The sequence below is a fragment of the Flavobacterium sp. 90 genome (assembly GCF_004339525.1).
Taxonomy (GTDB): Bacteria; Bacteroidota; Bacteroidia; order Flavobacteriales; family Flavobacteriaceae; genus Flavobacterium.
Genome location: NZ_SMGE01000001.1, coordinates 1,936,112 through 1,949,541, shown reverse-complemented (window position 1 = coordinate 1,949,541; position 13,430 = coordinate 1,936,112). Strand labels below are relative to the sequence as shown.

The 13,430-nt window shown below is 34.4% G+C and carries 10 protein-coding genes; 6 read left to right on the top strand and 4 right to left on the bottom strand.

The window, feature by feature from the left end; translation table 11 throughout:
• Nucleotides 1–4 precede the first annotated feature (4 nt).
• Together odhB and C8C83_RS07825 are read right to left on the bottom strand one after the other, a co-directional pair.
• A complete protein-coding gene (gene odhB / locus C8C83_RS07830; protein WP_121327584.1) occupies nt 5–1,249 on the bottom strand; it encodes a 2-oxoglutarate dehydrogenase complex dihydrolipoyllysine-residue succinyltransferase in 1,245 nt (414 codons plus the stop codon).
• A gap of 80 nt (nt 1,250–1,329) precedes the next feature.
• Nucleotides 1,330–4,104 (bottom strand): 2-oxoglutarate dehydrogenase E1 component, encoded by a 2,775-nt coding sequence (locus tag C8C83_RS07825; RefSeq protein WP_121327582.1) that lies wholly within the window; start codon nt 4,102–4,104, stop codon nt 1,330–1,332.
• 116 nt (nt 4,105–4,220) lie between these two features.
• Between C8C83_RS07825 and C8C83_RS07820 the strand changes: the two genes are divergently transcribed.
• The 3 genes from C8C83_RS07820 (at nt 4,221) to C8C83_RS07810 (ending at nt 5,880) form a co-directional block, all read left to right on the top strand.
• Nucleotides 4,221–4,772: a hypothetical protein gene (locus C8C83_RS07820; RefSeq protein WP_121327580.1), complete on the top strand. Its 552-nt coding sequence runs from the start codon at nt 4,221–4,223 to the stop codon at nt 4,770–4,772.
• Between the two features lie 66 nt (nt 4,773–4,838).
• Nucleotides 4,839–5,402, top strand: a complete 564-nt coding sequence (locus tag C8C83_RS07815; protein ID WP_121327578.1) for a hypothetical protein — start codon at nt 4,839–4,841, stop codon at nt 5,400–5,402.
• A gap of 61 nt (nt 5,403–5,463) precedes the next feature.
• Nucleotides 5,464–5,880, top strand: coding sequence for a ribonuclease E inhibitor RraB (locus tag C8C83_RS07810; RefSeq protein ID WP_121327576.1), 417 nt, complete (start codon nt 5,464–5,466; stop codon nt 5,878–5,880).
• Between the two features lie 29 nt (nt 5,881–5,909).
• On the opposite strand, the gene C8C83_RS07805 is transcribed toward C8C83_RS07810, so the two are convergent.
• Both C8C83_RS07805 and C8C83_RS07800 read right to left on the bottom strand, forming a co-directional pair.
• Nucleotides 5,910–6,263, bottom strand: coding sequence for a hypothetical protein (locus C8C83_RS07805; RefSeq protein WP_121327574.1), 354 nt, complete (start codon nt 6,261–6,263; stop codon nt 5,910–5,912).
• Nucleotides 6,264–6,304: 41 nt separating this feature from the next.
• Entirely contained in the window at nt 6,305–7,330 is a 1,026-nt protein-coding gene (locus tag C8C83_RS07800) for a LacI family DNA-binding transcriptional regulator (protein ID WP_121327572.1), read from the bottom strand.
• 163 nt (nt 7,331–7,493) lie between these two features.
• On the opposite strand from C8C83_RS07800, the gene C8C83_RS07795 reads away from it, so the two are divergent.
• The 3 genes from C8C83_RS07795 (at nt 7,494) to C8C83_RS07785 (ending at nt 13,332) form a co-directional block, all read left to right on the top strand.
• A complete protein-coding gene (locus tag C8C83_RS07795; RefSeq protein WP_121327570.1) occupies nt 7,494–10,133 on the top strand; it encodes a TonB-dependent receptor in 2,640 nt (879 codons plus the stop codon).
• Nucleotides 10,134–10,256: 123 nt separating this feature from the next.
• Nucleotides 10,257–11,477, top strand: a complete 1,221-nt coding sequence (locus C8C83_RS07790) for an MFS transporter (protein ID WP_121327568.1) — start codon at nt 10,257–10,259, stop codon at nt 11,475–11,477.
• On the top strand, nt 11,467–13,332 hold the full coding sequence (locus C8C83_RS07785; protein ID WP_121327566.1) for an alpha,alpha-trehalase: 1,866 nt from the start codon (nt 11,467–11,469) through the stop codon (nt 13,330–13,332). Before C8C83_RS07790 ends, C8C83_RS07785 begins: the two co-directional genes overlap by 11 nt.
• Nucleotides 13,333–13,430: the final 98 nt, after the last annotated feature.

Below are 13,430 nucleotides of genomic sequence, written 5' to 3'. Positions count from 1 at the left end.
ACAATTATAGCTCTAACGCACGTTTAGCATCGCCATTCATTAATAATTCTACTGGGTTTTCTAAAGCTTCTTTTACAGCAACTAAGAAACCAACAGACTCACGTCCGTCGATGATTCTGTGGTCATAAGAAAGAGCGACATACATCATTGGGTGAATTTCAACTTTACCATTTACAGCAATTGGACGCTCAATAATATTGTGCATTCCTAAAATTCCTGATTGAGGAGGGTTGATAATTGGAGTACTCAACATACTTCCAAAAACACCACCATTAGTAATAGTGAAAGTTCCTCCAGTCATATCGTCAACAGTGATTTGACCGTCACGAGCTCTAAGTGCTAATCTTTTAATTTCAGCTTCAATTCCGCGGAAAGTCAATAATTCAGCATTACGAACAACAGGAACCATTAAACCTTTTGGTCCGGAAACTGCGATTGAGATATCAGCAAAATCGTAAGCGATTTTGTAGTCACCATCCATCATTGAGTTAACGTCTGGATATAATTGTAAAGCTCTTGTAACTGCTTTTGTAAAGAATGACATGAAACCTAAACCTAAACCACCATGTTTAGCTTTGAAAGCATCTTTGTATTCATTACGAATTTGGTTAATTGGTGTCATGTTAACTTCATTGAAAGTAGTTAACATTGCAGTTTCGTTTTTAGCGGCGACTAATCTCTCTGCTACTTTACGACGTAACATTGATAATTTTGTACGCTCAGTTCCACGGCTTCCACCAGTTGGAGTTCCCATAGAAGGTACTGCATTTACAGCATCATCTTTAGTGATTCTTCCGCCTTTACCAGTTCCTGAAACAGTTGCTGGTGCTATGTTTTTTTCGTCTAATATTTTTCTTGCTGCCGGAGATGGAGTTCCTGCTGCATAACTTGTCGCTGCCGGAGCTTGAACCGGTGCTGCTTTTGGCGCTTCAGCTTTTACTTCAGCCTTTGGTGCTTCTGCTTTTGGAGCTTCAGCCGCTGGTGCAGCCGGAGCATCACCTGCTGGTTTTACACCGTCAGTATCAATTAAACAAACTACAGCTCCTACTGCAACTGCATCACCTTCTTCTGCTTTAAGCGTAATAATTCCGCTCATTTCAGCCGGTAATTCAAGAGTTGCTTTATCTGAATCAACTTCAGCAATAGCTTGATCTTTTTCTACATAATCTCCGTCTTTTACTAACCAAGTTGCAATTTCAACTTCTTTTATTGATTCCCCTGGTGATGGGACTTTCATTTCTAAAATCATCTTTGTTTTTGTTTAAGGTTTTTATGGTTTAAAGTTTCATGTTAATTTGAACCTGAAACTTTAAACTTGAAACATTCTTTTTATCTGAATAAATTTTTATCGAAAACCATTCTAATTGCATCTGCATGACGACGTTTTGCACGTGTGTAACTTCCTGATGCTGGTGCTGCGTAAGCTTTTAACGAAGCTAATCTCCATTTTACAAGATCAAAGTTCATTAACATAAAGCTGTAAGCTCCCATGTTTTTAGGTTCTTCCTGAGCCCAAACATAATCATCTGCATTTGGATATTGTGCAATGATTGCTTTTAATTGCTCAACCGGTAAAGGGAATAATTGCTCGATACGAACAACTGCAACGTCATTTCTTCCGTTGTTTTCTCTTTCGGCAACGATATCATAATAGAATTTACCAGTAACGAAAACTAACGTTTTTACTGCTTTTTTATCTACCGTGTTATCGTCAATTGTTTCCTGGAAACTTCCTGTTGCTAATTCTTCTACTGTAGAAACACATCTTGGATCACGCAATAAACTTTTTGGAGAGAAAACTACCAAAGGTTTACGGAAATTCGTTTTCATTTGTCTTCTTAATAAGTGGAAGAAGTTTGCTGGAGTTGTACAATCTGCAACATACATATTTTGTCTTGCACAAAGTTGTAAGTAACGCTCCATTCTTGCAGAAGAGTGTTCTGCACCTTGACCTTCATATCCGTGAGGTAATAATAAAACGATACCATTTTGGTTGTTCCATTTGTCTTCACCACATGAGATATATTGGTCAATCATAATTTGAGCTCCGTTAGAGAAATCTCCAAATTGTGCTTCCCAAATAGTCAATGCATTTGGATTTGCCAATGCATATCCATAATCAAAACCAAGAACTCCGTACTCAGATAAAAGAGAGTTGAATACTCCGAATTTTCCTTTTTTGTTCTCGATTGTATTCAATAAGATTACTTCTTCTTCAGAATCTTCTACTTTAACAACAGCATGACGGTGAGAGAATGTTCCACGCTCTACATCCTGACCAGAAATACGAACATCAAATCCTTCTGTCAAAAGTGAACCGTAAGCTAGAGCTTCTGCAGTTCCCCAATCAACAGTGTTGTTGTCATATCCTGTTTTTCTATCGGTAACAATTTTAGTTATTTTGCTGATAAATTTCTTATCTGCCGGTAAAGTTGAAATTGTATTGATGATAGAATCCAATCCTTTTTTGTCAAAAGAAGTGTTTACTTTTTCAAGCATTTGCGTATCTGTTACCTGAACAAATCCGTCCCATTCGTTTTTCATGAATGGAGTTATAATTGTCAAATCTTTTTTACGGGAAGCTTCTAAATTCACTTCCATTGTAGATTTGTATTCTTTTTCTAAAGCATTTACATAAGAAGCATCGATTACGCCGTCAGACAATAATTTCTCAGCATAAATATCTCTAGGATTTTTATGTTTAGCGATGATTTTATATAAAACCGGTTGAGTAAAACGAGGTTCGTCACCTTCGTTATGACCGTATTTTCTGTATCCTAAAAGATCGATAAATACGTCACGTCCAAATTGCATTCTGTAATCTAATGCAAAAGATACAGCGTGTACAACAGCTTCAGCATCATCAGCATTTACGTGTAATACTGGCGATAATGTTACTTTGGCAACGTCTGTACAATAAGTAGAAGAACGAGCGTCTAAATAGTTTGTAGTAAAACCAACTTGGTTATTAATTACAATATGGATTGTTCCTCCAGTTTTGTAACCGTCAAGTTGTGCCATTTGAATGATTTCGTATAAGATTCCTTGCCCTGCGATTGCAGCATCTCCGTGAACGGCGATAGGTAATACTTTAGAGAAATCATCAGCATAATATTTATCTTGTTTTGCTCTTGTGATTCCTTCAATTACAGCTCCAACCGTTTCTAAGTGCGAAGGGTTTGGCGCTAAATTGATATTGATGCTTTTTCCTGATCTTGTTTTTTTGTCAGCAGTAAGACCTAAGTGGTATTTTACGTCACCATCAAAATATTCCTGATCGTAATCTTTACCGTCAAATTCGCCAAAGATATCCTGAGTTGATTTTCCGAAGATGTTTGCCAAAACGTTCAAACGACCACGGTGAGCCATTCCCATTACGAATTGTTCAACACCTTTTTCAGCAGCTTGTTCAATCAAAGCGTCTAAAGCCGGAATAATAGATTCTCCACCTTCTAGTGAGAATCTTTTTTGACCAACATATTTAGTATGTAAGAAGTTCTCGAAAGAAACTGCTTGATTTAATTTGTCTAAAATAGTTTTCTTTTCTTCAGAAGAGAAATTAGGCTGATTAACATTAACAGCTAATTTTTCCTGAATCCATTTTACAACGCCAGGATTTCTGATATACATGTATTCAATACCAATATGTTGGCAGTAAATAGCTTTAAGACGGTTTACGATAGCTTCTAAAGAAGAAGGTGGTATTCCGATAGTTTGAGCAGCATCAAAAACTGTTGAAAGATCAGCAGTTGTTAATCCAAAATTTTCGATATCTAAAGTAGGAGACGAAGTTCTACGGTCACGAACAGGATTTGTTTTTGTAAACAAATGTCCTCTTGTGCGGTATCCATCAATTAATTTTAGAACGTTGAATTCTTTTTGTAGTTTTTCTGAAACTTTACTGTAATCTGTGTTGTCGCTAGTCACATATTCAACAATTTGTTGAACTGGATTTTCGTCATTATAAGTCGTTTGTCCAAAGTCGAAACCTTGAAAAAAACTTCTCCAGCTTGGCTCAACGCTATCTGGATTTACTAAATACTGATCATATAATTGTGCGAAAAACTCTGTATGCGCTGCATTTAAAAATGAAAACCTATCCATAATATGAGTGAATATACTTTTTGTTAAATAGAATGGCAAAAGTACAACAATCGCCTTTATTTAGATCTTTTTTTTACGTACTTTTACGTAAAAATTTGTTAAAATAAACGTTAACTATGAATATAAATCAAATTTCAATCGTTTTCAAAACATTTTTTGTGATTTTGATAGTCTCTTTTTCAAGTTCGGCAATTGCCCAGCAAAAGTATGTTATAGACAACAGTAATCATTTTTGGGAAAAAGTTCAGTTTGGTGGTGGTCTTGGTTTAGGAATTGGTTCCGGTTATACAGATATCTCCGTTATGCCAAGTGCAATCTACAATGTCAACGAAATTTTTGCGGTTGGAGTAGGTTTACAATTTGGATATTTATCTTCAAAAAACTATTATGATTCTTTTGTTTACGGAGGAAGTTTGGTTACACTTGTAAACCCAATTCCCGAAATTCAATTGTCGGCAGAGTTAGAACAAGTGCGTATAAACACAAGTTATGATTCAACGCCATACAGACCATCTTATTCAGATAATTATTGGAATACTGCCTTATATCTCGGAGCAGGTTACAGAACCGGAAGTGTGACTGTTGGAGCGCGTTACGATGTTTTGTATAATGCACAAACAAGTCTTTACGGGTCTGGATTTATGCCTTTTGTTCGTGTATATTTCTGATCTAAGTTGCTATCCCGAAGCTTCGGGACTGAGTTGCTAAGTTTCTAAGGTTTTTAAATCCAGTTGATGAAAAAATATATTTTTATACTTATTGTTGTTGTTATTTCGAGTTGTAATAATTCGAAGAAAGCAGAAGTTGCAGACACAAAAGTTGTAAAGAAAGAACTAAGACCTTTTTTTGATTCAGGTAAAATAGATCATTATTATTTGAACTTTTCTGATAATGATTTTATGAAAATTATTAGAAAAGAAACTAATACTGAAAAAGAAAAAGAGTTTATTGATATTTACGAGTTTGATTTTCCTGACACTATTCCACAAGAAAACTTCGAAAAAATTCTATTGAATCATAAGTACAAAAAAATGGACTTAACCATAAAACAGCAAAAAGATATTCAAGATGTTTTCAGTGAAAAAGATTCTTTAATGACTGAGGGATATGCCTGTGCCGCAGAATATCGGGATATTTTTCTTTTTAAGAAGAAAGAAAAAACGGTAGGAATTGCAAAGATCTGTTTTAAATGCGGTCGTTTCCAGATTACAGGAAGTAAACTAGATACAAACGGATTTGGACTTTGGTATGAATTAGACAGATTAAAAAGTATTATTCGACCAAACGAAAAACCTTAGAAAATGAGTCTCGAGACTAAGGTTTTGATTCATTAAAAATATTAATAATTATACTTCTTAAATGAAAAAATATTTTGCTATTCTTTTTGGAGTTCTTCTTGGAAGTTCTTCCTGTCAACAAAAGGAAACAAAAAACGTTGATGTTAAAAAACAAGCTCAAATAGATGCAAATCTTGGAGTGATAAATTCTTTGCGTAATGGTGGTGATAAGCTAACTGCTTCAAGAGAAGTTTTTCACTGGATTTATTTCAAAGATGAAAAACAAAGAAATAATTATTTGACAGAAGTTAGTAAGAAAGGATTTGAGCTAGTGAGTTCAAATAAAATTAATGATAAGTTTCCATATCAATTACAAATAAAAAGGATTGATAAAGTTGATGAAAATAGTGTAAATGATTATGTAATCTATCTATGGGAAAAGGCAATTGAATACAATGGAGATTACGATGGATGGGAAACAAATATAGAAAAAACTTAGATCCTTAGAATCTTAGCATCTCAGAACCTTTACTTAAAATTCTTCCTAAACCAAACCTTCTGCCATTCTCTTTTTAAAATCAAAAAAGCAACCTGTTCGGCAAGAATTACCAAATCAGAACCGTCTAGTTTTTTGATTTCGTCTTCAGAAACATCGATGATATAAAGGAGGTTTAGATATTCAGCAAATTTGTACTGAATCATTCTGTAGATTTTTTCGTGAAGCTGAATTTTTAATTCATCAGGAGAAATACTTAGCGGAAAATCGATGCCTTCATTTGCCAGATTAAAATCTTTATTAATCTGTTCAATCAGGTTTAGATATAGGTTTTCTTTTTCGGCATCAGCCAATAAAAAATCGGTATTTTCAGGAATCGGAAACATTGATGCTTTTTAAGAATTGACGCAAAGTTAAAACTAAAAAATCATTTAACGGTCGATTCTCTTTCAATGATTCTTGTAGGAAGTTCAATAATTTGATGTGTGACCGGTCGATGTTCTTTGATGTCCATAATTTCATCGATTAAAAGCGAAACGGCCTGATGTCCCATTTCGAATCCAGGTTGGTCAATTGTTGTTAGTTTTGGCGAAATAACCGTACTCATAAACCAATTACTAAAGCCAAAAACCGCAACCTGTTCCGGAGTTTTTATTCCAGCTTCATTAAAATATTTTATAATCCCGATGGCGACCAAATCTGTAATCGCAAAAATGGCATCGATATCCGGATTTTCGGTCATTATTTTTTGAGCATTTTCATAACCATCTTCAAAATCAGTATTGTTATCACAAACATAAACCAATTTCGAATCGTATTCAATTCCGTGAGCTTCGAGCGCTCTTTTGTAACCTAAAAAGCGATCAATAGAATTCTGCGGAACATAAGAACCTCTAAAATGTGCGATTCTTTTGTATCCTTTATTAATAAGATACGTTACGGCATCATAAGCCGCTTTTGCATCATTGATAACAACTTTAGAACAATCAACTCTTTTGGCAATTTTATCAAAAAGAACAACAGGAGTATTTTTCCGAATCGCTTCATTTATATGAGTGAAATCATCGGTTTCATTTGAAAGTGACATTAAAACTCCGTCAACTCGTTTTTGAATTAAAAGAGCAAGTTGCTTTTTCTCGAGTTCGTACTTTTCGTTAGATTGTAATATAATGACCAGATAACCTCTTTTTTCGGCTTCTTCCAGAATACCATTTAATACGCTCGAAAAAAAATGATGAACCGTAGCGGGAATAATGACGCCAATTGTTTTGGTTTCATTAGTTCGAAGGTTTACCGCTACAGAATTAGGCATATAGTTCATCGTTTCGGCCATTTCTATAACTCTGGCGCGCGTCGATTTACTAATATCCGTATATCCTTTTAACGCTTTTGAAACCGTTGTAACCGAAATTCCTAATACCGAGGCTATATCTATTAATTTTGTGTCATTCATGAAATAAAAGTACTAAAAATAAACTTCATTGATAAAATTTTAAGTTCCGAAAACGTTTTAGGTCTTTTCGAAAACGTTTTCGATTTTTAATTCCTATATTCCTTATAATTAGTTATTAAGTTTGACAGTGATAACCATAATTACTAACTAACCGAACAAAAAAATGAAAAAGCTACACCAGTATTTAGGTACATTACTTTTAATGTTTTGCCTGTTTTTTTTACCAAATAATCTATTTGCCCAAAACAAAGGCACTATTTCAGGAAAAGTATTCGACGACAGCGGAGTAACAGTTCCGGGAGCAAATGTGACTCTTAAAGAAACAGGAAAAAGTACGATTACAGATGAAAACGGAGGATATTCATTCTCTAATATCGACGCAGGAACTTATACAATTATTGCAACAAATGTGGGTTACAAAACTTTCGAAAAACAAATTGCAGTAAAAGAAGGAGAATCTCAAGAGGTTAATTTACTTCTTGAAGGAGAATCACAAAGTCTAAAAGAAGTTGTGGTTACAGGATCATCAGCACCAAGATCTAAATTAGAATCGAGCGTTGCCATTACAACAATGGGCGCAAAAGCAATCGAAGACAGAGCGCCATCAAGCACGGCAGCTTTGCTTCAAACGATTCCGGGATTTGTAGTTGAAGCATCTGGAGGAGAAATTGGAAATAACCTTTTTGCAAGAGGAATTCCTTCAGCGGGAGCTTATGAATATGTACAAATTCAGGAAGACGGATTACCGGTTTTTGAAGATGGTGCATTACAATTTGCCAATGCCGATACTTTTTACAGATTAGACGAAACGGTAAGCAAAATGGAAGCTGTTCGTGGAGGTTCGGCATCAATTTTTGCGAATAATGCTCCAGGAGGAATCATCAATTTTATTTCGAAAACAGGTCAGAATGAATTTATGGGAAGAGCAAAATTCACGACTTCAGATTACGGAATGTTCAGAACTGATCTTAATTTATCAGGCGCTTTAATTAAAGATAAATTGTTTTTTAATGTTGGAGGTTTTTATAGAGCCGATAATGGTGTAAGAAACACAGGTTTTACAGCAAATAAAGGCGGACAAATAAAAGGAAACATCACATATAAATTTGATGATAACGATTATTTAAGAGTTAATTTCAAACATCTTGACGACAGAAATACATTCTACTTGCCAATTCCTTTAAAAAGCAATAACGGAAAAATCGAAGGAATTCCAGGTTTTAATCCAAATTATGGAACGTTGACTTCAGTAAATTTCAGTCATTTAAATGTGCCTCAATATGGCGGCGGAACTTTTAGTGCAGATTTAGAAGATGGTTCTCATCCGGTTATAAATTCAATTGGAGCCGAATTTAAAAAGAAAATATCTGAGAAAGTAACTTTCAAAAATGCATTTAAACAAACCAATATCGATTTGAATTACAATGCAATTTTTCCAAATGGAGGACCTTGGACACAAGATGCATATGCAACAAGCGTTCAGAATACAACGGCTAGCAATTTGACTTATTCTTATGTAGATAACGGACAAAAATTAGATCCAAATGCTTTAATTATGAGAGCGGATCTTTGGCATATCGACAAAAAGATGAACAATTTTGCGAATAATTTCTCTTTCAATTTTGATTTAGATCCTGTGAAATTAACTGCTGGTTATTACTATTCAAACTGGAAATCAAACCAATATTGGAACTGGAATTCTTATTTAGTAGGCGTTTCAGATAATCCGAGATTGTTGAACGTAAAAGACAATACAACCGGAGTTGATCACACTTGGAACGGAATTGAAAGAATCACTTGGTTAGAAAGAGACGCACAAACCAAAGGTCTTTTGAATGATATTTATGTTGATGCAGAAATTAAAGCTACAGATAATTTGACTTTCAATGCAGGTTTAAGATACAACAAAGACAAATATTCAGGTTACAGAGACAACGCCAGATTTTTTGCTGAAGATTTAGGAATTTTAGACAACAATACGGCTGATGATAAGGTTACTACTGTAAAAGGAAATCCTTATACGTATTGGAGATATGATGTAAGCGAATGGTCTTATACAGCGGCAGGAAATTATAAATTCAATGATAATATGGCTTCATATGTTCGTTACAGCCACGGTTTTAGATCACCAATCGAAGAGTCTTTTTATGATAATGCAGCCGATTTAAGCAAATTAGAAAATACAGAAGTAAATCAGTTTGAGTTAGGTTATAAATATTCTAATTCATTCTTTAATGTGAATGCCAATTTATTTCACATGAACTTGAAAAACGTTGCTTTTACAGATATTTTATCTGACGGATCTTCTGAGAATAAATTTGCCGATGTAAACAATATTGGTCTTGAAGTAGAAACAAATGCGAGATATGAAATCGTAAAACTGAATTTTACTTTCACAGTTCAAAAACCAGAATACGACAATTTTACAGGAACAAATGCAGACGGTTCGACTTTTGATTTTAACGGAAATACAGCACGAAGAATTCCTAAATTCTTCTGTAACTTAAGACCGGAAGTTGATATTACAAAAGATCTTACAGCTTATGTTCAGTTTTCTTATTACGATAAAAAATTCACGAATCAGGATAACAAACAAGTTTTACCTGCTTATAAAGAAGTTGGAGCAGGTTTAAATTACACGTATAATAATCTTCGTTTTGCGGTTGATGCTTCGAACTTATTCAACGAAATTGGTTTAACAGAAGGAGATCCGAGACAAACAACATCTGCGGCAAGCGATGTGTTTATGGCAAGACCTATTTTAGGACGCGCGTTTAGATTTTCTGTAGCGATTAATTTCTAAATTTATATTGATATAGACGCATTATAATGCGTTTTACATAACATACGGTATCGTAGAGGCGCACAGCAGTGCGTCTCCGCACCGTAAACGTAAAACATCGGCAACAAAATCACATCCTGAAAAATGAAAAACATAGGAATTAAAATCTCTCTTTACCTCAATTATTTTGTCTTTGCTATTTTATTAAATAGTGTAGGAATTGTGATTCTAAAATCGCAAAAAAATTACGGAGTAGATGAAGTTCAGGCAAGTATTTTGGAAGCTTTCAAAGACATGCCAATTGCTATTGTGTCCTTTTTTATAGCCTCTTTTTTACCCAGAATAGGCTATAGAAAATCGATGTTAATAGGATTAGGTTTGGTGACTTTGGCTTGTATTTCTATGTATTTTGGAAACTCATTCGACAATGCTAAAATTCTTTTTGCAACTGTTGGAGTTTCATTTGCTTTGATCAAAGTTTCGGTTTATTCGTTAATAGGAACTGTGACTGAAACCAAAAAAGAACACAATGCTTTGATGAGTAGTATCGAAGGTTTTTTTATGGTTGGGATTGCGTTGGCTTACTTTTTATTTCCCGCTTTTAATAACGAAAACGATCCAAATTCATGGCTAAATGTATATTGGTTTTTGGCTGCATTATCGTTCCTGTCCTTTTTGTTTTTATTTTTTGTAAAATTCAAAGAGCCGGAAGTTTCAGCAGGAGCAAATCTTAAAGATGATTTTCTGCAAATGTTCAGATTAATGGCAAAATTACTTACCGTTATTTTTGTAATCAGCGTCTTTTTGTTTGTCATGATTGAACAGGGAATCCTTTCTTGGTTGCCAACATTCAATACAAAAGTGCTTCATTTACCGGAGAATATTAGCATAATGATGGCGAGTATTTTGGCTATTTCATTAGCAATTGGCCGAATGATTGCAGGAATTGTAACCAAAAAAGTCAATTGGATTTGGGTTTTAAGTGTCTGTATTTTTTCAGCAATGCTTATTGTGATTTTTGTATTGCCAAAAACGGTTGGATTAGAAGTTAAAAGTATCAATACACTTTCGGATATACCTTTAATTGGTTTTGCATTTCCTTTAATCGGGTTGTTTATTGCGCCAATTTATCCGCTATTAAATTCCATTGTATTAAGTGCTTTACCCAAGAATTTGCAAAGCTCAATGACCGGATTAATTGTCATATTTTCTGCTCTTGGCGGAACGTTAGGTTCCAGAATAACAGGTTGGCTTTTTAAAAATGAAGGACCGGAAAATGCATTTTACTTTACATTAATTCCAATGTCTTTATTATTAATATCCTTTTTTATTCTCAAAAAAATAACTGCAAAAGATGAAATTTAAATTACATATAACCCAAACCATCGAAAAATTATTGGCTCAGGAAGATACTGATGGCGATAAAAAAATAACGATTGATGATCATGGTCCAAAGCATTTTTTATTGAATGATGAAAACGGAAATTCTGCTGTAATTGAAGGAACTTATCAGCTTTCGAATTTATTGCAGGAATTGGCTTTGGCTAAAAAAAACAAAACCGAATTTGCTGAAATTGATCTGAATGAAATTACCGAAGATCCTGTAAAACGAATTTCGAGAAAGATAAAAAGTCTGTATTGGAAAGGTCTTACACGTACAATTGATGCCGATGGCGTAAAAAAAATTCTGGAAGACAATAAGATCGAAAATGAACTGGCTTATTTGTATGTTCCTTTTGGCGATGAAATTGTTTTTGATTATTTCAAGAAATTAGAAGCTACAACACCAAAGTTAAAAGTGGTACAAATGCCTAAAAATATTTCACCGGAATATGTGCTTTCGCTGAATAAACAACCCGGAATTTTAGCCTTGGCACTTCAAATTAAGAACAATGAAATTTCAGGAGTTCCGTTTGTAGTTCCTGGCGGAAGGTTTAATGAAATGTACGGTTGGGATAGTTATTTTATAGCCAAAGGACTTTTGATCGACGATAAAATTGATCTTGCTTTAGGTATTGCAGAGAATTTTAAATACCAAATTGATCATTACGGAAAAATCCTGAATGCCAACCGAAGTTATTATTTGACTCGCACACAGCCACCGCTTTATACATCGCTGATTATTGATGTTTTAGAAAAGTCGAATCCTGATATTTTCTGGATTGAAAGAAATTTAAAAACGGCCATAAAAGAATATCAAACCGTTTGGATGGAAGAAGGAAAACGTCTTACAGCAAATGGATTAAATCGCTATAAAGCAGAAGGAATCGGACTTCCGTTTGAAGTTGAAGAAGGACATTTTGACGATATTCTCGAGCAATATGCGCCAAAATATAATCTCTCAACCCGAGAATTCGAAAAGAAATATCTTGAGAGAGAAGTTGTAGATGCCGAACTTGATAAGTATTTTATTCACGATCGAAGTATGCGCGAAAGCGGACATGATACAACAAATAGATTGGTTGGAGTTTGTGCCAATTTAAATACGATTGCGATTAATAGTTTGCTTTATAAATACGAAACTGATATTGCGTTTTTGATTAAAAAGTACTTCAAAAATGAATTTCAATATTTTGAAGACAAATCTTTTTCAAGTGAATACTGGATTTCGAAAGCCAATTCGAGGAAAGAAAAAATCAATCAATTATGTTGGAATGAAGAATATGGATGTTATCTGGATTATGATTTTGTGAACGAAAAACAGCATTTCTTTGAAGCTGCACCAACATTTTATCCGCTTTGGGCAAAAATAAGTACGCCGGAACAAGCAGAAATTTTGGTAAAAAAGACACTTCCAAGATTCAAAATGAAAGGCGGAATTGCAGGTTGTACCAAGGAATCGATTGCGGATGTTGATGAAAATGCGCCAATAAGACAATGGGATTATCCGTTTGGATGGGCGCCACACCAAATGCTTTTATGGGAAGGTTTGCTGAATTATAATTTCAACGAAGAAGCCCAGGAAATGGTGTATCGATGGCTTTGGCTGATTACCAGAAATGCAGTTGATTATAACGGAACCATTCCGGAGAAGTTTGATTTGTCGATAAGTTCACACAAAATTTTCGCAGAATACGGAAACGTAGGAACGGAATTCGATTACATAACCGAAGAAGGTTTTGGCTGGATGAACGCTTCTTATCAATACGGATTAACGATTTTAGAAGACGATTTAAAACAAAAACTATCAGATTTAGTTGATCCTGATGATTTGTTTTAAACAATAAAATGTCACAGATTAAAATGATTATCACAGATTAAATCCTTGAAATCATTTTAATCTGTGGCATAAATCTTAGCATTCTCCCGAAGTCGAGG

Excerpts from the sequence above, each read along its gene's own strand:
- C8C83_RS07790 (WP_121327568.1), top strand. The coding sequence starts at position 10,257 with ATGAAAAACATAGGAATTAAAATCTCTCTTTACCTCAATTATTTTGTC.
- C8C83_RS07825 (WP_121327582.1), bottom strand. The coding sequence starts at position 4,104 with ATGGATAGGTTTTCATTTTTAAATGCAGCGCATACAGAGTTTTTCGCA.
- C8C83_RS07810 (WP_121327576.1), top strand. The coding sequence starts at position 5,464 with ATGAAAAAATATTTTGCTATTCTTTTTGGAGTTCTTCTTGGAAGTTCT.
- C8C83_RS07820 (WP_121327580.1), top strand. The coding sequence starts at position 4,221 with ATGAATATAAATCAAATTTCAATCGTTTTCAAAACATTTTTTGTGATT.
- odhB (WP_121327584.1), bottom strand. The coding sequence starts at position 1,249 with ATGATTTTAGAAATGAAAGTCCCATCACCAGGGGAATCAATAAAAGAA.
- C8C83_RS07815 (WP_121327578.1), top strand. The coding sequence starts at position 4,839 with ATGAAAAAATATATTTTTATACTTATTGTTGTTGTTATTTCGAGTTGT.
- C8C83_RS07805 (WP_121327574.1), bottom strand. The coding sequence starts at position 6,263 with ATGTTTCCGATTCCTGAAAATACCGATTTTTTATTGGCTGATGCCGAA.
- C8C83_RS07795 (WP_121327570.1), top strand. The coding sequence starts at position 7,494 with ATGAAAAAGCTACACCAGTATTTAGGTACATTACTTTTAATGTTTTGC.
- C8C83_RS07800 (WP_121327572.1), bottom strand. The coding sequence starts at position 7,330 with ATGAATGACACAAAATTAATAGATATAGCCTCGGTATTAGGAATTTCG.
- C8C83_RS07785 (WP_121327566.1), top strand. The coding sequence starts at position 11,467 with ATGAAATTTAAATTACATATAACCCAAACCATCGAAAAATTATTGGCT.